At 62.8% G+C, this 20,039-nt stretch carries 19 protein-coding genes; 9 read left to right on the plus strand and 10 right to left on the minus strand.

What is annotated here, in order from left to right:
* The first annotated feature begins 81 nt into the window (after positions 1-81).
* Positions 82-492, plus strand: coding sequence for a c-type cytochrome (locus ACJO3T_RS10705; protein ID WP_406964125.1), 411 nt, complete (start codon positions 82-84; stop codon positions 490-492).
* 52 nt (positions 493-544) lie between these two features.
* On the opposite strand, the gene rep is transcribed toward ACJO3T_RS10705, so the two are convergent.
* Positions 545-2,563, minus strand: coding sequence for a DNA helicase Rep (gene rep / locus ACJO3T_RS10710; protein ID WP_406963640.1), 2,019 nt, complete (start codon positions 2,561-2,563; stop codon positions 545-547).
* 377 nt (positions 2,564-2,940) lie between these two features.
* Here rep and ACJO3T_RS10715 point away from each other — a divergent pair, with 377 nt between their 5' ends.
* From ACJO3T_RS10715 to gshA, 3 genes are all read left to right on the plus strand, one after another.
* Positions 2,941-4,656: an EAL domain-containing protein gene (locus tag ACJO3T_RS10715; protein WP_406963641.1), complete on the plus strand. Its 1,716-nt coding sequence runs from the start codon at positions 2,941-2,943 to the stop codon at positions 4,654-4,656.
* Between the two features lie 90 nt (positions 4,657-4,746).
* Entirely contained in the window at positions 4,747-7,077 is a 2,331-nt protein-coding gene (locus tag ACJO3T_RS10720) for a Tex family protein (RefSeq protein ID WP_406978467.1), read from the plus strand.
* A 150-nt stretch (positions 7,078-7,227) separates the two neighbouring features.
* A complete protein-coding gene (gshA, locus tag ACJO3T_RS10725) occupies positions 7,228-8,781 on the plus strand; it encodes a glutamate--cysteine ligase (RefSeq protein ID WP_406978468.1) in 1,554 nt (517 codons plus the stop codon).
* Positions 8,782-8,796: 15 nt separating this feature from the next.
* On the opposite strand, the gene ACJO3T_RS10730 is transcribed toward gshA, so the two are convergent.
* On the minus strand, positions 8,797-9,240 hold the full coding sequence (locus tag ACJO3T_RS10730) for a flagellar basal body-associated FliL family protein (protein ID WP_406963644.1): 444 nt from the start codon (positions 9,238-9,240) through the stop codon (positions 8,797-8,799).
* Between the two features lie 114 nt (positions 9,241-9,354).
* Here ACJO3T_RS10730 and ACJO3T_RS10735 point away from each other — a divergent pair, with 114 nt between their 5' ends.
* Both ACJO3T_RS10735 and rsd read left to right on the plus strand, forming a co-directional pair.
* A complete protein-coding gene (locus tag ACJO3T_RS10735) occupies positions 9,355-9,855 on the plus strand; it encodes a disulfide bond formation protein B (protein ID WP_406978469.1) in 501 nt (166 codons plus the stop codon).
* 179 nt (positions 9,856-10,034) lie between these two features.
* Entirely contained in the window at positions 10,035-10,517 is a 483-nt protein-coding gene (gene rsd / locus ACJO3T_RS10740; protein ID WP_406963646.1) for a sigma D regulator, read from the plus strand.
* A gap of 105 nt (positions 10,518-10,622) precedes the next feature.
* On the opposite strand, the gene bamJ is transcribed toward rsd, so the two are convergent.
* The 3 genes from bamJ to ACJO3T_RS10755 form a co-directional block, all read right to left on the minus strand.
* The gene (gene bamJ / locus ACJO3T_RS10745; protein ID WP_406978470.1) at positions 10,623-11,345 is read right to left on the minus strand and encodes a BamJ family beta-barrel-assembly machinery protein; all 723 of its coding nucleotides are present in this window, start codon (positions 11,343-11,345) and stop codon (positions 10,623-10,625) included.
* A 129-nt stretch (positions 11,346-11,474) separates the two neighbouring features.
* Positions 11,475-11,864: a DUF4124 domain-containing protein gene (locus ACJO3T_RS10750; protein ID WP_406963648.1), complete on the minus strand. Its 390-nt coding sequence runs from the start codon at positions 11,862-11,864 to the stop codon at positions 11,475-11,477.
* Positions 11,861-12,406 (minus strand): DUF2390 domain-containing protein, encoded by a 546-nt coding sequence (locus ACJO3T_RS10755; RefSeq protein WP_406963649.1) that lies wholly within the window; start codon positions 12,404-12,406, stop codon positions 11,861-11,863. Before ACJO3T_RS10755 ends, ACJO3T_RS10750 begins: the two co-directional genes overlap by 4 nt.
* Before the next feature lie 85 nt (positions 12,407-12,491).
* Between ACJO3T_RS10755 and ACJO3T_RS10760 the strand changes: the two genes are divergently transcribed.
* The gene (locus ACJO3T_RS10760; RefSeq protein ID WP_406963650.1) at positions 12,492-14,423 is read left to right on the plus strand and encodes an ATP-binding cassette domain-containing protein; all 1,932 of its coding nucleotides are present in this window, start codon (positions 12,492-12,494) and stop codon (positions 14,421-14,423) included.
* 15 nt (positions 14,424-14,438) lie between these two features.
* Here ACJO3T_RS10760 and ppx read toward each other — a convergent pair whose 3' ends face one another.
* A complete protein-coding gene (gene ppx / locus ACJO3T_RS10765) occupies positions 14,439-15,953 on the minus strand; it encodes an exopolyphosphatase (protein ID WP_406963651.1) in 1,515 nt (504 codons plus the stop codon).
* A 362-nt stretch (positions 15,954-16,315) separates the two neighbouring features.
* On the opposite strand from ppx, the gene trxA reads away from it, so the two are divergent.
* Both trxA and mobA read left to right on the plus strand, forming a co-directional pair.
* Positions 16,316-16,642 carry a thioredoxin TrxA gene (trxA, locus tag ACJO3T_RS10770; protein ID WP_328187483.1) on the plus strand — a complete coding sequence of 109 codons (327 nt, stop codon included), beginning with the start codon at positions 16,316-16,318 and terminating at the stop codon, positions 16,640-16,642.
* 98 nt (positions 16,643-16,740) lie between these two features.
* Positions 16,741-17,325 (plus strand): molybdenum cofactor guanylyltransferase MobA, encoded by a 585-nt coding sequence (gene mobA, locus ACJO3T_RS10775; protein ID WP_406978471.1) that lies wholly within the window; start codon positions 16,741-16,743, stop codon positions 17,323-17,325.
* Positions 17,326-17,476: 151 nt separating this feature from the next.
* Here the strand turns inward: mobA and ACJO3T_RS10780 are convergent, their stop codons facing one another.
* From ACJO3T_RS10780 to moaB, 4 genes are read right to left on the minus strand one after another with little or no spacing between them, the layout of a single operon-like run.
* Entirely contained in the window at positions 17,477-17,935 is a 459-nt protein-coding gene (locus ACJO3T_RS10780; RefSeq protein WP_406978472.1) for a molybdenum cofactor biosynthesis protein MoaE, read from the minus strand.
* Positions 17,936-17,937: 2 nt separating this feature from the next.
* Positions 17,938-18,198, minus strand: coding sequence for a molybdopterin converting factor subunit 1 (gene moaD, locus ACJO3T_RS10785; protein ID WP_406978473.1), 261 nt, complete (start codon positions 18,196-18,198; stop codon positions 17,938-17,940).
* Between the two features lie 4 nt (positions 18,199-18,202).
* A complete protein-coding gene (locus ACJO3T_RS10790) occupies positions 18,203-19,417 on the minus strand; it encodes a molybdopterin molybdotransferase MoeA (RefSeq protein WP_406978474.1) in 1,215 nt (404 codons plus the stop codon).
* Positions 19,417-19,989, minus strand: coding sequence for a molybdenum cofactor biosynthesis protein B (moaB, locus tag ACJO3T_RS10795; protein ID WP_406963656.1), 573 nt, complete (start codon positions 19,987-19,989; stop codon positions 19,417-19,419). The genes ACJO3T_RS10790 and moaB overlap by 1 nt, the downstream gene beginning before the upstream one ends.
* Positions 19,990-20,039: the final 50 nt, after the last annotated feature.

The raw sequence follows: 20,039 nt of genomic DNA on the forward strand, positions 1-20,039 counted from the left end.
ATAACTTTGGGGGCCTCTGGATATCCGCCCTGTACAACGTCTGGCTTCCCAATAGGCTCTGATGAGAGGTGCACTGTGAAAATAACGAAAGTTCTGGCGGCCGTACTGGTTGCATTCGGCCTGACCGCTGGCGCTGTAATGGCGAGTGTCGAGGATCAGATCCGCGAGCGCATCGCGCCGGTTGGCAAAGTCTGCCTCCAAGGTGAGGAATGTGGCACCGCGGCGCCGGCTGCCGCATCCAGTGATGGGCCCCGTTCCGGTGAAGAGGTCTACAGTTCTTCCTGCCAGAGTTGCCACGCTTCCGGTGTGGCGGGTGCGCCGGTATTCGGTGATGCCGATGCCTGGGGCGCCCGGGTCGACAAGGGCCTGGAAACCCTGGTTGATCATGCTATCAACGGCTTCAATGCCATGCCGCCGAAGGGTGGTTGCAGCGGCTGTTCCGATGAGGAAATCCAGGCTGCCGTTGAGCATATGGTGAACGAAGTCCAGTAACATCATTCACGGGCCGGCGCCATGCGCTGGCCCGTTTTCTGCCTTACTCCGCTTACCCTTCCAGGTCTCCCAATAGCGCACTCAGCGTGGCCTTGCCCTTCTGCTGGTTGGCTTCCTGGTCCAGGTCGCCCATCCCTTCCCGCAGGACATCGCCCTCCGGCAGTTCGTCCAGGAACCGGCTGGGAATGGTCTCGATCTTCTCGCCGTACTGGCGACGTTGGGCCGCAAACGTCAGTGTGAGCGTTTCCCGGGCCCGGGTGATACCTACGTACATCAGCCGACGCTCTTCCTCTATGTTGCCTTCCTCAATGCTGGAGCGGTGGGGCAGGATTTCCTCCTCCAGGCCCATGATGAAGACGTGGGGAAACTCCAGCCCCTTGGAGGCATGCAGGGTCAGCAGCTGCACCTTGTCGCTGTCGTCCTCTTCCTCCTGCTGCTCCATCAGGTCCCGCAGGATCAGGCGGCTGATGGCGTCCTCGATGGTGGTTTCATTGGCGGTGCCCTTGTCATTGTCGAGCATGCGCTGGACCGACTCGATCAGGTACCAGATATTCTCCATCCGCCGCTCGGCGGCCTTGGGGCTGCTGGCGTGCTGGTGCAGCCATTCCTCATACTCAATATCGGTGAATAGCTGCTTCAGAACCGGTATCGGGTCCTCTTCATAGAGCCGGCGGCAGGTGGCTTCCACCCAGTGGCGGAAGCGCCGCAGTCGGTCCAGGCCCTTCTCGGTGACATGGGTTTCCACGCCCATTTCGTCCAGGGCCCGGTGCATGCTGATGTCACGGGATCGCGAGTAGTGGCTCAGTTGTTCCAGGGTGCGCGGGCCAATCTCCCGCCGGGGCACGTTGACCACCCGCAGGAAGGCGGCATCGTCATCCGGGTTGATCAGCAGCCGCAGGTAGGCCATGGCATCGCGGATCTCGTTCTTGGAGAAGAACGACTGGCCGCCGGAAATGCGGTAAGGAATCTGGAATGCCTGCAGTTTCATCTCCAGCAGCCGGGCCTGATGGTTACCCCGGTAGAGCACGGCAAAATCCCGGAACTGCAGACCTTTCTTCAGCTTCTGATCGATAATCTCGGAGGCTACCCGTTGGGCCTCGGCATCCTCGTTGCGGCAGCGCACGATGCGCAGTTCGTCGCCAATGGTGTGGTCACTCCACAGGGCCTTCTCGAACACGTGGGGGTTATTGGCAATGACCTCGTTGGCACAGCGCAGGATACGGGAGGTGGAGCGGTAGTTCTGCTCCAGCTTGACGATCTTCAGGCTGGGGAAGTCCTCCTTGAGCTGGACCAGGTTTTCCGGTCGCGCCCCGCGCCAGGCATAGATGGACTGGTCATCATCGCCCACCACGGTAAAGGCGGCCCGTTCCGCCACCAGCAGCTTGACCAGTTCGTACTGGCACAGGTTGGTGTCCTGGTACTCGTCCACCAGCATGTAGCGGATCTTGCGGCGCCACTTGGCCAGGGCCTCGGGCACGGTGCGGAACAACTGCACCGGCAGCAGGATCAGGTCATCGAAATCCACCGCGTTGTAGGCCTTCAGGTACTGCTGGTAACTCTTGTAGATCAGCGCGATACGTTGCTCACGCTCGTCCGCCGCCTTGCTCCAGGCGTCCTGCGGACCCTTCATGTCGTTCTTCCAGGTGGAGATGGTGTTCTGGATGTCAGCCAGCTCGTCACCGGCATCGGCGCTGGCTTCACGCAGCATCAGGTCCTGCAGCAGGGCCTTGGCGTCTTCCGCATCGAAAATGGAGAAGCCCGGGTGGTAGCCCAGGTGGGCCAGCTCCTCACGGATGATGTGCATGCCCAGGTTATGGAAGGTGGAAACCGTCAGGCCCCGGGTCAGCTTGCGGTCCACCAGCTTGCCGACCCGTTCCTTCATCTCCCGGGCCGCCTTGTTGGTAAAGGTCACTGCGGCAATATGTCGCCCCGGGATGCCTGCCTGCTCGATGAGGTAGGCGATTTTGCGGGTGATCACGCTGGTCTTGCCACTGCCGGCCCCGGCCAGTACCAGCAGGGGGCCATCGATGTAGTGGACGGCTTCGCGTTGACGCGGGTTCAGTTGTGACACATTTCACCTGGCGCGGGATGATGGGGCCTCTGCACAATTCGGCGATTGCCTCTGGCTTCCGGGGCCATGCACAATCAGGGCGTGACTTGACGGAAGCGTCCATCTTTCGGAACGTTGCGGCGAGCAGAGGCGATTCAGGAGCTGGTCAGAGGCTCCTATAGCATAAAGGCGTATTCTACCTGAGAGTAAAACCTGTATCTTCCCTGGCTTTCGGCTATCTTTTAGTCTGAATCATGGAAATGCGGGACGGAGTCGCTGACACCAGTGTTAAGGAGACTGGTGTGGGGCGATATGACACCTCCCGGATGATGGCCGTGACGGTTTCCTCGGGAGCCTGCAGCGGCGACGCTCCGGATCAAGAGAGCACCTGAATCTTCATGCAGTCCGATAACCTGCGAATCCTGGTCCTGACCGGGGAACAAACCGACTATCTCTGGTACGGCAGCATGCTCCGTGGCCACGGAGACTTTGTACCGGAACTGACCTGGTGTCCGGACCCCGACGCCGTGGGCGACCTGCTCAACAATGCCCATTTTGATGTGTTGCTCTGGGATGCCACTTTCCATGCCGGTTCCGGCGCCGGGTTCCTGCAATACCTGTCCGTGGCGGGTAATGAAAAGCCGGTGATTGCCCTCGGCGCAGCCAGCGAGGATGACGTCACTGCGGAACTGCTGGCCAGTGGCGCCGCCGATTACCTGAGCAAGGGCCGCCTGGACCGATGGGCCCTGGGGCGTGCGGTGCGCTGTGTCTGGTTCCGCCGGCAACTGGAGGACAGTGCCGGAGGCCAGCTTGGCCGGGAGGTGGCCAGCGGCTTCATCAACCGCAACCTGTTCTTCGACCGGTTACAGCAGGCCATCCTGCGGGCGGAGCGGGGTGATCACCGACTGGCGCTGATCCATATCAACATTGACGACTTCCGTACGGTGAACGAATCCCTGGGCTATCGGCGGGGCGACGAACTCGTGCTCAAGCTGGCGGAGCGCCTGCGCCAGGTTATGCGCCGGGTGGACTCGCTGATGCGCATCGGCGGTGACGAACTGGCGGTGATCGCCGAGAATGTGGATGACTCCCTGGACCTGTCCCACATCGTCCGCAAGCTGGTGGGTGTGTTGGGTGAGCCGGTGAATGTGGGCGGCAATATGGTGGGGGTGACCGCCAGCCTGGGGGTGTCCACCTTCCCGGAAGCCGGCGATACCCCGGAGACCCTGCTGCGCCGGGCCAACCGTGCCATGTTCGAGGCCAAGCGCGACGCCGGTACCAGCTACCGTTTCTACAATCGCCAGTTGCACATTTCCGCCGGCCACCAGCTCAAGCTGGAAGGAGACCTGCGTAACGCCCTCCGGGCCGGGGAGCTGGAGCTCTACTACCAGCCCCGCATTGACCTGATCACCGCTGAGGTGCGCGGTGTGGAGTGCCTGATCCGCTGGAACCACCCCACCCGGGGCCTGGTCATGCCCGACGAGTTCATCCCCGCCGCCGAGCGCAGCGGCCTGATCGTGCCCATCGGTTACTGGGTGATCGAACAGGCCTGCCAGCGCCTGCGGGAAGCCGCCGATCTTGGCTTCCCGGGTCTGGTGGTCGCGGTTAACCTGTCGTTCCGGCAGTTCCACGACCGCAAGATGACCGAAACCATCTTCCGCATAATCTTCAATGCCAATGTGGACACCACGCTGCTGGAGCTGGAACTCACCGAAAGCGCCATGATGCATGACCCGGACTATGCCCAGCGCTGCCTGCGGGAACTGAGCCAGCTCGGTATCAGCTTTGCCCTGGATGACTTCGGCACCGGTTATTCGTCACTCACCAACCTCCAGCATTTGCCCATCTCGCTGGTGAAGATCGACAAGTCGTTCGTGCAGGCCCTGGGCCAGTCCGGGGATTCGGAACACATCATCCGCGCCATCATCAGCCTGGCCCACAGCCTGCAGATGAGTGTGGTGGCGGAAGGTGTGGAAACCGAGGGTCAGCTCGAGTTCCTGCGGAATCAGCACTGCGATGAGGTGCAGGGCTACTACTACGCTCGCCCCATGCCCTGGTCCGACCTGATCACTTTCCTGCACGACCGTAATCGCCTGGCTTGCCTGCCGGAGTAAGGCCCTGTACCTTTTGCCCCTTGATCCAAAACAGTCAGGGATCTCCCACTGCCGTGGCAGCCAGGGATTCCCCCTTTCAGGTAACACAGAATGATCCGTATCCCCGCTCGTATTGCCGAAGAACTCGGTGTCCGTGAACAACAGGTAAACGCCACTATTGCCCTGCTGGACGAAGGCGCCACTGTGCCTTTCATCGCCCGCTACCGTAAGGAGGTGACGGGCGCCCTGGATGACAGCCAGTTGCGTAACCTGGAGGAGCGCCTGAGGTACCTGCGGGAGCTGGAGGAGCGCCGGGATACCATCCTCAAGAGCATCGACGAGCAGGGTAAGCTGACCGATGAGCTCAAGGCGGCCATTGATGAGGCGGACACCAAGAACCGCCTGGAAGATCTCTACCTGCCCTACAAGCCCAAGCGCCGCACCAAGGCCCAGATTGCCCGCGAGGCGGGGCTGGAACCCCTGGCGGATACCCTGTACGACGATCCGACCCAGGATCCGGAGGCGGTGGCCGCCGGTTACCTCAACCCGGAAGCCGGCGTGGAAGACACCAAGGCCGCCCTGGAAGGTGCCCGCAATATCCTGATGGAACGTTTCGCCGAGGATGCCGAACTGCTGGGCCGGCTGCGGGATTACCTGTGGAACGACGGTGAGCTGAAAGTCTCCGTTATCGAGGGTAAGGAGAGCGAGGGGGCCAAGTTCCGGGACTACTTCGACCACCGGGAACCCCTCAAGAAGATGCCGTCCCACCGGGCCCTGGCCGTGCTCCGGGGCCGCAACGAGGGCATCCTCACCTACGGTATCGCCGTGGAGGGAGAAAGCGAGGATCGCCGCGTGCCGCATCCGGCGGAAGCGAAGATTGCCGCCCACTGGCACATCCGCGACAACGGTCGCCCGGCGGACCGCTGGCTGGCAGAGGTGGTGCGCTGGACCTGGCGGGTCAAGCTGTCCACCCAACTGGAAACCGATCTGATGGCCCAGGTGCGCGAAGCCGCCGAAGCCGAGGCCATCCAGGTGTTCGCCAATAACCTGAAAGACCTGCTCCTGCTGGCTCCCGCCGGCCCGCGGGCCACCCTGGGCCTGGACCCGGGGCTGCGTACCGGGGTCAAGGTGGCCATCATCGACGGTACCGGGCAGGTAGCGGGGCATGGCGCCATCTATCCCCACGCCCCGAAGAATCAGTGGGACCCGTCCATCGAGCAGATGGCGAAATGGTGCCGCGAGTACAACATAGAGCTGGTGGCCATCGGCAACGGCACCGCCTCCCGGGAAACCGAGAAGCTGGTGGCGGACCTGTGCAAACGTTACCCGGAGCTGAAGCTCAACCGCATTGTGGTCAGTGAATCCGGTGCCTCGATCTATTCCGCCTCCGAGTTCGCCTCCCGTGAACTGCCGGACCTGGACGTGACCATCCGCGGTGCCGTGTCCATCGCCCGCCGCCTGCAGGACCCGCTGGCGGAACTGGTCAAGATCGAGCCCAAGTCCATCGGCGTGGGTCAGTACCAGCACGATGTCTCCCAGGTGCAACTGGCCCGCAGCCTGGACGCGGTGGTGGAAGACTGTGTCAACGGCGTCGGGGTGGACCTGAACACCGCCTCCGCACCACTGCTGGCCCGGGTATCCGGCCTTAATCCCGGCACCGCCGAGAACATCATTGATTTCCGCAGTCGCAACGGTGGCTTCCGCAGCCGCCAGCAGTTGCTGGAGGTGCCGCGCCTGGGGCCGAAGACCTTCGAGCAGGCCGCCGGCTTCCTGCGGATCAGCCAGGGGGAGAACCCGCTGGACCGGTCCGCCGTGCATCCGGAAGCCTACGGCGTGGTGGAAGCCATTGCCGCGAGGAACAACCGTAAGGTGGCCGACCTGGTCGGTGATGTCAGCTTCCTGCGTTCCCTGGATCCGAATGATTACGTGACCGACCAGTTCGGTGTTCCCACCATCCGCGATATCATCGCGGAGCTGGAGAAGCCGGGTCGGGACCCGCGTCCGGAGTTCCGTTTTGCCAGTTTCCAGGAAGGGGTGGAAACCCTGAACGACCTGAAGCCGGGCATGACCCTGGAAGGCTCGGTAACCAACGTCACCAATTTCGGGGCGTTCGTGGATATCGGTGTCCACCAGGACGGCCTGGTGCATATCTCGGCCCTGTCCCATGACTTCGTCAAGGACCCCCGCGAGGTGGTCAAGGCTGGCGATATCGTCAAGGTCAAGGTGATGGAAGTGGATATCCCCCGCAAGCGCATTGGCCTGTCCATGCGGCTGGATGACAAGCCTGGCGAGAGCAACCGGCCGCAACGGGGGCAGGGCGACCGCAAGCCGAGGCAGGCCGGCAACCGCCAGAATGGTCGCGGCAAGCCGCAGCAACAGCCCCAGGGAGCCATGGCCGGTGCGCTGGCACAGGCACTGGCGTCAGCCAAGGACAAGCGCTAACTATTGAGTTGGGGGCAATTGCCCCCATATGCCCTGAAGCTTCCGAAAACGTCCTGGGCCCATCAAATGGTCCGGGCCCTTTCCAGAAGCTCCGAAACGTTGTCCGGAACGGCAAGCAGGCCGTTTACCTGGTGATCAGAGGAGTCAACCATGGGTGCATCACGCCAGGCGCTGTTTTCACAGCTGACGGCCAGTGACTGGGACGGTTTCCTGAAGGGAGCCGAGAAGGAAGGACTGCGGGTTGACCGCAACGGGTTTATCGCCCAGACGCCGCACCCGGAAGCACTGGGCTCGGCGCTGACCCACCCCCGCATTACCACCGACTATTCCGAGTCGTTGCTGGAGCTGATCACGCCGGTGTGTCGCAGCACCGAAGAGATGCTGGCCTCGCTGCGGGATATTCACTGGTTCGTGCACCAGCACCTGGGGGACGAGGTGCTCTGGTCCGCCAGCATGCCCTGTGGCCTGGACGGCGATCCCAGCATTCCCATTGCCGAGTATGGCAGCTCCCATATCGGCCAGCTCAAGCACGTCTACCGTCAGGGCCTGGCGGTGCGTTACGGTCGCATGATGCAGAGCATCGCCGGGGCCCACTACAACCTGTCGCTGCCGGACAGCTTCTGGCAGACTTGGCAGGATGTTCTGGAAAACCGCCAGTCTCTCAAGGACTTCAAGTCGGACCAGTACTTCTGGCTGATCCGCAACTTCCGCCGCCAAAGCTGGCTATTGATGCTGCTCTTCGGCGCCTCTCCGGCCCTGGATGCCAGCTTCGTGAGGGACGTGAAGCACCAGCTCGCGCCCCTGGGTAACGACTCCTGGTTCGGTCGCCATGCCACTTCCCTGCGCATGGGGGACCTGGGGTACCACAACAATGCCCAGTCGTCCCTGAACATCTGTTTCAACGAACTGAAGACCTACACCGAGACCCTGGACCGGGCCATCCACACCGACTGGCCGGAATACCAGAAGATCGGTACCCGCCGGGGCGACCAGTTCATCCAGATCAACACCAGCATCCTCCAGATCGAGAACGAGTATTACAGTGCCGTGCGGCCCAAGCGCACCACGGAGCGGGGGGAGAAGCCCATCCAGGCCCTGGATACCCGGGGCGTGGAATACATCGAGGTGCGCTGCCTGGACCTGGACCCGTTCTCGCCCGTGGGTCTGAATGCCCCCCAGGTGGATTTTCTGGACCTGTTCCTGCTGGGCTGCCTGCTCAAGGACAGCCCACGCATTGGTGACGCCGAGTGCGAGCGGCTGGACGACAACTACAAGGATGTGGTCAACGAGGGCCGTAATCCGGAGCTGCGGATCAATCGTTGTGATCGCTCAACACCCATCATGGCGGCGGCCGCCGAGGCCCTGGACGAACTGCAGTGGCTGGCGGAAAAGCTTGATCACTGGCAGGGGGGCAAGGTGTACCGGGAAGCCCTGCACGTCCAGCGCCAGAAGCTGGAACAGCCGGCACTGCTGCCATCGGCCCGAGTCCTGGGCGCCATGGAAGAGACCGGGCAGGGGCACCGGGAATGGACCCTCGCGCTGTCCGCCGGGCACCAGCAGTCGCTGCGGGATGCGGTGCCGGACGAGCAGGTCAGGGCGGAATTCGAGCGCATGACCCGGGCCTCCCTGGACGACCAGCGGGCCATGGAGCGGGAGGATACCGGCACGTTTGCCGGATTCCTGGAGAACTATCTGGCCAGTTGACGGTCCCAGTTGCCGTTAGCGTCTCTGAATCACAAAGGACGTGAACAGTACGTCCACGATCTCCTCGCCGGTCTGCTGGTCTGCGAGCACCTGGTTCAGACGCTTGAGGGCTTCCTGCCGCACGGCACTCTGGCCCTCGGTGCTGGCCAGTGTGTCGAGGTCGGCCTGTTCGCCAAAAAGGATGACCAGTTCATGGCGCAGGCGCGGCATGTGGGTTTCAATGGCATCCCTGGCGGTTTCGGTACCAACCCGAAGGCTGACCTCGGCCTTGAGGTAGGCAGGGCTCTCAGTGGGTTCGCCAACATGGGTGACGAACGGTGGTGTCATTTCCACGTACTCGGTGAAGGACTCTGTGGTGGCTTCATCCCCATCCGCGGGTTCATCGGCGGCCAGGGCCGGGAATGACAGGGCACAGGTCAGCAGCAGGGTTGTCCAGAGGGCAAAGGGTCGATTCATCATCGGCGTTCTTGGTTCACTTTAATTGGAAGTCTGGTCCGCAGAATAGCAGGCCCCGCCGGTTGATGCAGCCATTGGCGGGCGCGGAACCGGTCTTTGACAGGAGGAAGGAGTTGTATGCGCAGGTTGGTGTTTCTCTTTGCGTTCCTGGTGTCCGCCGGGCTGCTGGCTGTGGCCTTCTATATGGAGTATGTCATGGGCCTGGAGCCCTGCCCCCTGTGCTGGCTGCAGCGTTTTGCGTTCATGGCGGTGGCAGCGGTGAGCCTGGTCGCGGTGGTCCATAATCCCGGCGACATAGGCGGTCGACTCTACGGTTTTCTGCTGGCCCTGTCGGCGGGGGCGGGGATTGGTCTGGCCAGCCGCCAGTTGTGGCTCCAGAGCCTGCCGGCGGACCAGGTGCCTGCCTGTGGCGGATCCGTGGATTTCATGTTGGAGATGTTCCCGCTGATGGATGTTCTGGCCATGGCGATCAAGGGTACCGGCGACTGCGCCAAGGTGGCGTGGACCTTCCTGGGCATCAGCATCCCGGGGTGGACCGCGATGTTCTTCACCCTGATCTTGGTGGCCTCCCTGGGCATCCTGTTCGGCCTGATCAGGGGAGGTTCCGCCGCCCGCTGATCCATGCTGCCAGGCTAGGTACCAGCGCCCCGCCACACCCGCGGGGCGTTGTCGTTTATGGCGTGGTTTTTGATGCTTGCCCGGCTGATCGGAATTGGGGTAACTTGGTTCACGTGGACACGGGACACTACGTCAACATCGGCTGTACAGGCCAATAATAAATCTGCCCGGGAGGCACCATGTTAGACAATTGCCGCGACGCGAAGGAACGCTGGGGAGGCGTCCATCAGCTGATTGACCGCTGGTTGAAGGAGCGCCAGGAACTGCTGGTCCATTACTGTGACCTTTCGGATACGGCCAGGAGTACACCATCCGAGGACCTGGGCAACAAGCTTGAGCGGCTTTGCGAGATCCTGGTGGACTACACCTCGGCGGGGCATTTCGAGGTCTACGAGCAGTTAATCCAGGAAGCCAGGGAATTTGACGATGGCGGCATTGAACTGGCCGGTCGAGTCTATCCCCGCATCAGCGAGACCACCGAGGTGGTACTGGACTTCAACGAGCGGGTGGACGGCAAGCGGCCTTCCGAGTCGGAAATGGATGATCTGATGGCGGAGCTGTCCCGGCTGGGCGAGGCCCTGGAGACCCGTTTCGAGCTGGAGGACTTCCTGATTGAGCACCTGCACAATGTTCATGCCGGCAAGGTGCCGTCCTCGGCCTGACCGTATTGACCGTGACCGGATAGTTGACCGGACGGGACAGCGAACATAAAAAAGGGGCAGCGTTCTTCGCTGCCCCTTTTTTTTGTATCTTCAATCCCGTGCGGATTACTCCGCGGCTGCTTCCGGGTTGACTTCCAGCAGTTCCACATCAAATACCAGTGTTTCGTTGGGGCCGATGCTCATGTTGCCGCCGGGGCCATAGGCCAGGTCGGAGGGAATGTAGAGTTTGTAGCGACTGCCTTCGCTCATCAGCTGCAGCCCTTCGGTCCAGCCCTCGATGACCTGGTTGAGGCGGAAGGTGACCGGCTCGCCCCGTTCACGGGAGCTGTCGAACACCTCGCCGGAAAGCAACTCGCCGGTGTAGTGAACTTTCACTTCATCCTCAGGGGTGGGCTTTTCACCATCGCCTTCTTCCAGTACCTCGTACTGCAGCCCGGAGTCGGTGGTCATGACCTCCTCCCGCTCGGCATTCTCCGCCAGGAAGGCTTCGCCTTTCTCCAGATTGTCGGTGGCGGCCTGATCCATTTCCTGCTGCTGTTTTGCCTGCAGCTCCTGCTGGTAGGCCATCATGGCCTGCTGGATCTCTTCCCGACTGAGACGGGGCTCGCCCTCGCCGGAGTGACCCTGGCGGAAGCCTTCGATGAACTGGTCCAGCTCCAGGTCAGGCAGGTCGTTCTTCATGCGTTCGGCGAATACCATGCCCATGCCGTAGCTGACTTTCTCGCCGTTGGTTTCCAGCGGCGCCTGGGTGACTTCCGGCGTCTGGGTGCCTGCCGAGCATCCGGCAAGAATACCGGCAACAGAGAGGGCGATAAGCGATTTCTTCATGATGGTTCCTGTCGCAGTGGTTGTGTTGTCTGAAGAGTCATAACGAAGGCCAAAGGTAACCCCTTTAAGGCTTTGATACCACTGACGGTGTCTTAATCCTGAAACCGGTCGGGGCGGCTTGTGGGAATATCAGCTACCGTTCTCCGGATAATGGGGTTCCAGGGCAAACGGGGCGGAGTAGGGGGACGTCAGGTCTTCTTCCGCCGGATCCGGGCTGTCGGGGGTGACCGGCTGGGTTTTCCGGCCGGACTCGATCGCGAGGGTATACCAGGGCCCTTCCTTCGGGGGCTGGTCGGCGTAGTGCCAGCTGCCATCGTCATCCTGCCACTTGAAGACAATGTCGGGCCCCTCCGGCACCACCGGTGCCGGCACCAGTTCCTCGAAGGATGGCATGGCCCTGGATTGCCTGGGTTCCTCGGGCTTTTCGGGGGCGGACTCAGGTGCCCTGACACCGTACACGATCAGCGCCACCAACAGGCCCAGTGCGGGAAAGGCAAGCCGGATCAGCCAGCGGGTCATGGCTCCGTACTCCCTGGTGGCTGACTTTGCCCGGCGGGAACGGTGCCTATAAGCTTTGCCAGTTGTCTGATCATGGGCTCCGTCATGCTGTTGATGCTGCCGTTGGTTGCCGGGGCTGCCTGCCGGAGGTTGGACTCCGTTATCGAATGCCCCGGGCGGGTTCTGTCGGCAGGGTCGCTGTCCCGCAGGGCCTGCCATGCCCGGTAGAGTTCGATGCGCTCGGCCTCCAGTTCGGCCCTGGCCAGGCTCTCCCTCAGGGGGGCGAGCAGACTATCCGATTTGCCCAGGGATTTCTTCAGGCTTCGTATCGACTCCGTCACATTCCGGCGCCACTGTTGAAGCGACTCGGGCTCGGCACCGGAGTAGTGTCGCCCCTGGCGGGCCATCCAGCCCGCACAGAGCAGCCGGGTCACACTCCAGCCCTGTTCCTGCAGTTGCAGACAGAGGTCGCGGGCGGCGTCCTGTTGCCAGAGTGCAAGGGCAAAGCGCCAGAGCGGCGTGTCTGTCCCCGCTGTCGTGTCATGGTCGTCGTTCTCTGGCATTCTTTGCTCGTCGTTGGTCGGGCTGGTGTCCCGCAGTAGGTCAACGAATTCACTAAACGGAACGCTAGGACGTTATAATCCCGCGATGCTTACGATAACCAATCTCAGTTTACAACGCGGCGGTGTCTGGTTGCTAGACTCCACCAGCGTCACGATTCAGCCCGGCCAGCGTGCTGCCATTGTGGGTGCCAACGGCGCCGGCAAATCCAGTCTGTTCCAGCTTTTATTGGGGCAATTGAGTCCCGAGCAGGGGGAGGCAAGCCTGCCCGGGGGCTGCCGGATTGCCCATATGGCCCAGGAGGTGGAAGCTTCTCCCCGCAGTGCCCGGGATTTCGTGCTTGACGGCGACACCCGCCTGCGGGAGCTGGAGGCGGAACTGGCGCAGGCCGAGGCCAACGGCGATGACCTCGCCATGGCTCGGATTCACGGTGACCTGGACCTGCACGAAGCCTGGTCCGCGTCCCGGCGGGCCGAAGCCCTGATCCGCGGGCTGGGTTTTGCCGACGGGGATGCCGACCGCCCGGTGGCCTCCTTCTCCGGTGGCTGGCGGATCCGCCTGAACCTGGCCCAGGCCCTGATGAAGCCATCGGACCTGTTGCTGCTGGACGAACCCACCAACCACCTGGACCTGGACGCCTGCCTGTGGCTGGAGAACTGGCTGGCGGGTTATTCCGGTACCCTGCTGTTTATCTCCCACGACCGGGATTTCATGGACCGGGTGGCCACCCAGGTGATCCACTTCGATCGCAACAAGCTGGTGCAGTACACCGGTAACTACTCCGCCTTCGAGGACCAGCGCCGGGAGCGCCTGGCCCAGCAGCAGGCCAACTACGAGAAGCAGCAGGCCCGGGTGGCGGAGATCCAGCGCTTTATCGACCGTTTCCGGGCCAAGGCCACCAAGGCCCGGCAGGCCCAGAGCCGGGTCAAGGCCCTGGAGCGCATGGAGCAGATTGCGCCGGCCCATATCGACTCGCCCTTCAGCTTTACCTTCCCGGTGGCGGACAAGGTGTCCAACCCGTTGCTGGCCATCCGCAATGGCCAGGCTGGTCATGGAGAGGCGGTGATCCTGACGGGGCTGAACCTGACCCTGCTGCCTGGCAGCCGTATCGGCCTGCTGGGCCCCAATGGTGCCGGCAAGTCCACACTGATGGATGCCCTGCGGGGGGAAGCTACCCTGCTGGGCGGCGAGCGCACCGGCGGTGAGCACCTGGCCATCGGTTACTTTGCCCAGCACCAGCTCGAATCCCTGGACCTGGATGCCAGCCCGTTCCTGCACCTGCAGCGTCTGTCGCCGAGGGCCTCCGAGCAGAGCATCCGCAACTTCCTGGGGGGCTTTGATTTCCACGGTGATGAGGCCCTGTCGCCGATCCATTCCTTCTCCGGGGGCGAGAAGGCCCGGGTCGCCCTGGCGGTGATTGCCTGGCAGAAACCCAACCTGTTGCTGCTGGACGAGCCCACCAACCATCTGGATCTGGAGATGCGCCAGGCCCTGACCATGGCGCTGCAGAACTTTGACGGTGCCATGGTGGTGGTCTCCCACGACCGTCACCTGCTGCGGAACACGGTGGACGAGTTCTGGCTGGTGAACGATGGCTCGGTTACCGCTTATGAGGGTGATCTGGAGGATTACGAACGCTGGCTGGCGGACCGCCGTAAGGACGACGACCAGCCGCCGCGACGGGACAGTCAGGCCACGGTCATGGCCGCCGGTGCGGGACTCACCGCCGACCAGCGCAAGGCCCGCAAGCGGGAGCAGGCGGAACTGAGGCAACAACTCAGTCCCTGGAGGAAACAACTCGCCCGGGCAGAAAAGACCATGGAAACCAGCCAGGCCAGGCTGGCGGAGCTGGAGCAGGCGCTGTCCGACGCCTCCCTCTATGAGGAGACCAGCAAGGGCCGCCTCAGGGAGCTGCTGGCGGAGCAGGCCTCCACCAGGGCGGCCCTGGAAGAAGCGGAAGCCACCTGGCTGGAAACCGGTGAAAAGCTGGAGGAGTTGGAGGCCCAGCTCGAACGGTAACTCGCAGGGCGTGTGTCAGCGGGTCTGGATGACCAGGTCAAAGCCCTGTCGGGCGAGGTATTCCCGCTCGTTTTCGAAGTCCGCCAGGGTCAGCGGGCGCTCACTCAGCCAGTCTTCCTCGAAGGTGAGCTGCAGGCGTTTCCCGGAGGCCTGGGCCACAACCACCGGTGGGGCATCGTAGTTGCGTGCGTGTTGCAGCAGGACACCCAGGCGGACAAGCACGCACAGGCGTTTGAGTCGGGTGGCGTCGTCCGGGGAGAAATCCTCGAAGATCGAGGCGTTGAACTTGCGGCGGTGGCCGCGCACCAGGGTGGCCAGCTCCAGTTGGAATTGCTGGGTGAAGCCGGGCAGGTCGGAATAGCGCAACAGGTAGGCGCCATGCTTGTGGTACTGGCTGTGGGAAATGGTCAGGCCGATCTCGTGGAGCCGGGAGGCCCAGCGCAGCAGCTCCTCGTCCGCGAGCGTGTCGATATCCCAGTCCCGGCACACCGATTGCCAGAGGGCAATGGCGGAGGCTTCCACCGCCTCGCCGTGGCGCTGGTCCAGGTGATATCGCTCCTGCAGGGCGGTGATGGTGCGTTCCCGCACATCCTCGTGCTGGATCCGGCCCAGGATGTCGTACAACAGGCCCTCCCGCAGGGCTCCGTCGGCGTACGTCATGCTCTCGATACCCAGGGATTCGAACGCCGCCAGCAGAATGGCGAAGCCCGCTGGAAAGATGCTCTGGCGATCGGTGCGGACGCCCAGGTCCGCCAGCCGTCGCACATGGCCCATGTCGATCAGCCGCCGGCGAAGCTCCCGCATGCTCTTGAGGTCGATCTGTCCGTCGGTGATGCGCAGGTTGGACAGTACGCTGGCCACCGCCTTGATGGAGCCGGACGAGCCCACCGAGCTGTGCCAGCCCAGTTCCCGGTAACGGGAGCGGATGTTGAGCAGTTCCTGGGAAGCGTGGGTGACCGCCTGGTCCATCTGCCGGCGGCTGATCTTGCCGTCCGGGAAGTAGCGGTTGCGGAAGGACACACAGCCCATGTGAAGGCTTTCCAGGGCCTGGGTCTCGAAGCGCTCACCGATGATGAACTCGGTACTGCCGCCGCCGATGTCCACCACCAGCCGTCGCCCGGTATCATCGGACAGGGTGTGGGACACCCCCAGGTAGATCAGCCGCGCCTCTTCCCGGCCGGCAATGATCTCCACCGGGTAGCCCAGTACCTCCTCGGCCCGGGCGATAAACGAACTGGCATTGCGGGCCACCCTCAGGGCATTGGTGCCGACAATCTGCACCGCTTCCTGGGGCATGCCGCTAAGGCGCTGGGCAAACCGGCTCAGGCAGTCCAGGGCCCGTTGTTGTGCGTCTTCGGTGAGGTAGTTGTTCTCATCCAGTCCGGCACCAAGCTGGACCTTCTCGCCCATTTTCTCGAGGGTGCGTATTTCTCCGTGGACCTGACGGGCAACAACCATGTGGAAGCTGTTGGAGCCCATATCGATGGCTGCAAGCAGCTCGGGAGGATTGGCATTGTCTGAAGCCGTCACGTGTCTTGAAATCCTATTGCCAGCCTGTTTAGTGTCCCGTCTGGGTAATTCGTTAGCCTCAGTGGCTCAGTAGGTTAACGAATTACCCAGACGGGACACTAGTCGGCATTGCCCGTGGAACGTCGCTGCCGGTACTATAAGCGAAACGCGACGGGCCTGTCAGTAACGGGTAGTGACTCATACCTATACGCTTGCCAGAGCTTCACAGGTGGAGGAGAAATCGCGTAAAGTAATGAGCAACGTCATTTCATAACAGCCAACGTTTTATTCGCGGCGGTGTTGCCACCGTCAAAAGATCCAGAGCATCGGGCCGAGTCCTTCCCCTGGCTGGTGGGAGCCCGATGAAAGCACAGGAAACAGCAATGAGCGGAAATATCGTAAACGTAACCGACGATTCCTTTGACCAGGACGTTCTGGGCGCCGACACCCCCGTACTGGTGGACTACTGGGCGGAATGGTGTGGCCCGTGCAAGATGATTGCGCCGGTACTGGAAGAAATTGCCGAGGAGTATGAGGGCAAGCTCAAGGTCTGCAAGCTGAACATCGACGAGAACGAGCAGACGCCGCCCAAGTTCAACATCCGGGGCATTCCCACCCTGATGCTGTTCAAGAACGGCAACGTGGATGCCACCAAGGTGGGCGCGCTGTCCAAGAGCCAACTGGCCGCCTTCCTGGACAGCAACCTCTGATCGGTTGCTGGTCCCCGTGTACCGTCCGGTGAATTCGTGGATTTTCCGGACCGGACACCAGGCCGCCCCTGGACGTCAGGTTCACGGGCGGTTTTTTTATGGCTGACGGAAACCGCGCACCCCGCATCGCCGGCCTGATCCTGGCCGGTGGCGAAGGCCGCCGTATGGGTGGTGTCGACAAGGGCCTGGTGGACTGGGGGGGCCGTCCACTGGTGGCCTGGGTGCTGGATGCCATGGCGCCGGTCGTCTCGCCAATATGGATTAGCGCCAACCGGTCCCTGGAACCGTACCGTCACTACAGTCCCCAACTGGTCAGCGACCCGGAAGCGTTCCGGTGGCAGGGCCCCCTGGCCGGTTTGCTGGCGGGCCTGCGGGCTGCGGCGGAAGAGGGCGCCGATGCCGTGCTGGTGTCACCCTGCGATACCCCCAACGTGACCGCCGACCTTTTCCGCCAACTCCTGGACGCCTATCGCAACAATCCCGGTGAACCGGTCATTGCCCAGTGCGGGGATCGGCAGCATCCGTTGCACGGCGTCTACCCGGTCACCCCGGTGCCGATGCTGGAGCAGAGACTGGAAAACGGCGAGAGAAAGGTCATGGTCTTTGCCGAAGCGGCAGGGGCAAGACCGGTTATGGTCGGGCCGGAAAGGCTGTTGGATAACATCAACCGACTGGAGAGCTGAAGGCAATATCAGCAAACCAGAGAAAAGCAGCCAGTTGACCAGTCCCGGGGTGGGGAGGTCTTTCTGCCGGGAAAAGGTGTCTGAGCGTCGCGAGTTCTTTTCCCAGAAGAAAGGCCTCCCCGCCCCAGGATCAGCCCCCAAAGTCGGAAGGCTACGAGGACCAACGATCCCCAAGCTGAACATCCGCATCCTTCTGCTCCACCCAATGCTCACCCTCCTCGGTCAGTTCCTTCTTCCAGAAGGGCGCACTGGTCTTGAGGATATCCATCAGGAACTGGCAGGCGGCAAAGGCGTCTTCCCGGTGGGCGCTGGCGACCCCCACGAACACAATCTGGTCCGTCAGTTTCAGGGTGCCGACCCGGTGGATGACCCTTACGGACCGCAGGTTCCACCGCTCCCGTGCCTGGCGAATCAGGTCTTCGATAACCTGCTCGGTCATGCCGGGGTAGTGTTCCAGATACAGGCCGGTCACCCCGCTCAGGTCGCCGCTGTCCCGCACCAGCCCGGTAAAGGTGGCAATGGCGCCGGTACCGGCGCCGCTGTTACGCAGTCGGGCATATTCCCCTGATGGATCAAAATCTGCTTCACCTACGCGTACCTCATCGCCCATGGTCAGCCCCCTGTCACCGGCGGGAAGAAGGCCACCTCGTCCCCGGGGTGCACCGGGGTCCGCGGGTTGGCCATGGTCTGGTTCACGGCAATCATCACCGGCTGACCATCCACCAGTTGTTGCCAGGGGCCACCTCGACCGGCCAGTTGCGCCAGCAGGTCGCCGGCGGTCTGGGCACCGGTGCAGGGCAGGGTTTCGCAGTCGGTATCCAGCTCTTCCCGAAGACGCGCAAAGAAACGGATGGTGAGGGTATCGTCGGCCATGGTGCTACCCGAGCAGTTCGCTGAATGAGTAATAGTGAATGATATCACCCGTGGCAATGGTGGTGTTCTCGGGTACCACCGCCAGGCCATCGCCCCAGCAGGCGGAGCTGAGCACCCCGGAACTCTGGTTGGGGTAGGCGGTGATGGTTACGCCCTTGTCGCCCGGTTCTTTTCGTGCCCTCAGGAATTCCCGGCGAATGGACGGTTTATCCACCGGGAAGGCGGCTGGCAGCGGCTCGCCCAGGGGGCGGTAACGGTGGTTACCCTGGCACCGGCGGATATAGGGCATGCCCGCCACCAGGAAGGTCACCAGTACGGCGGCGGGATTGCCGGGCAAGCCCAGTACCGGTGTGCCGCCGATGGTCCCGAAGGCCAGGGGCTTACCAGGCTTGATGGCCAGCCGCCACAGGGACAGTTCGCCGGCCTCTTCCAGTACGGCACGGACATGGTCCTCCTCACCCACGGATACGCCACCGCTGGTGATAATGAGATCGGCCTTGTCCGCCGCGGCCTCCAGGCTGGCGCGGGTGGCCTCCCGGCGATCCCGGAGCGTTTCGCAAAGGGTAACCTCGCAGCCGGCTGCCTCCAGCAGGCCGTTCAGGGTGAAGCGATTGGTGTTGTAGATCTGGCCGGGTTGGAGCGGGCGGCCCGGTTCCACCAGTTCATCACCGGTGGAGAACACCGCCACTTTCAGGCGACGCAGTACCGTGACCTCGCCGATACCCATGGACCCCAGCAGCCCCATTTCCTGCGGGCGGATCGGTGTGCCGGCACTCAGGGCAATGGCTCCCTTCGACAGGTCCTGCCCCTGGCGACGGATATTCTGGCCAGTCTCTACCTCGGCCGTAATCGCGATACCGCCATCCTTCGACTCAGTCCGCTCCTGCATCACCACGGAATCCGCCCCGGCCGGGATCTCCGAGCCGGTAAAGATGCGCACCGCCGTATCGGGCTCCAGTACACCGGGTGCTTCCCCGGCGGCTACCCGGGCGGACACGGGAAGTACCGTATTCGCGGACAGGTCCGCAGCGCGTACGGCGTATCCGTCCACTGCACTGTTGTCCGCCGGAGGGACATCCGCCGGCACGGTGATATCTTCAGCGAGCACGCGGCCCAGGGTCCGGTGCAGGAGCAGGGTCTGGGTTTCCGTCACTGTACGGGCCCGGGCCATCAGGTGGTCCAGGGCGTCGTCGAGGGACGTCAGGTTCTGGCCTGCCATCAGTGCTGCGCCCTGTCGCCGATCTTTTCGTCAACCCGGTGCAGGGGGCGGTCCGGCTTACGTTGTACCAGTGCCGAGAAATTGCATGGTCCGTGGCGGCTGTCCAGTTGCGTACTGAGGATGCCTTCCCAGCCAGTGCGACAGGCACCGGTGGAGCCTGGCAGGCAGAAGATCACGGTGTGGTTGGCCAGGCCGCCGAAAGCCCGGGACTGGATGGTGGAGGTGCCGATATCCTGCTGGGACAGGCGCCGGAACTCCTCGCCAAAGCCGTCGATGGTCTTGTCCAGCAATGGCGCCACCGCTTCCGGGGTGCTGTCGCGTTCATGGAAGCCGGTGCCGCCGGTAATGATAATGGCATGGATCGCCGGGTCGGCAATCCAGCGGGCCATCAGGGCCCGTACCAGGTAGATGTCGTCGGGCAGCAGGCGCCGGGCCGCCAGCCGGTGCCCCGTCTCCAGCAACTGATCCTCCAGGTACTGCCCGGAGGTGTCCTCGCCCGGGCCCCGGGTGTCTGATACGGTCAGCAGGGCAATATTGAGAGGGGTCAGGTCACCGGTGGGTGTGCTGCTCATGGCGATCTCCGCGTCGAAAACTGTCTGTATGTGCCAAATAGGATGATGCA

The organism is Marinobacter shunpengi (genome assembly GCF_045449715.1).
In the GTDB taxonomy this organism is placed as follows: Bacteria; Pseudomonadota; Gammaproteobacteria; order Pseudomonadales; family Oleiphilaceae; genus Marinobacter.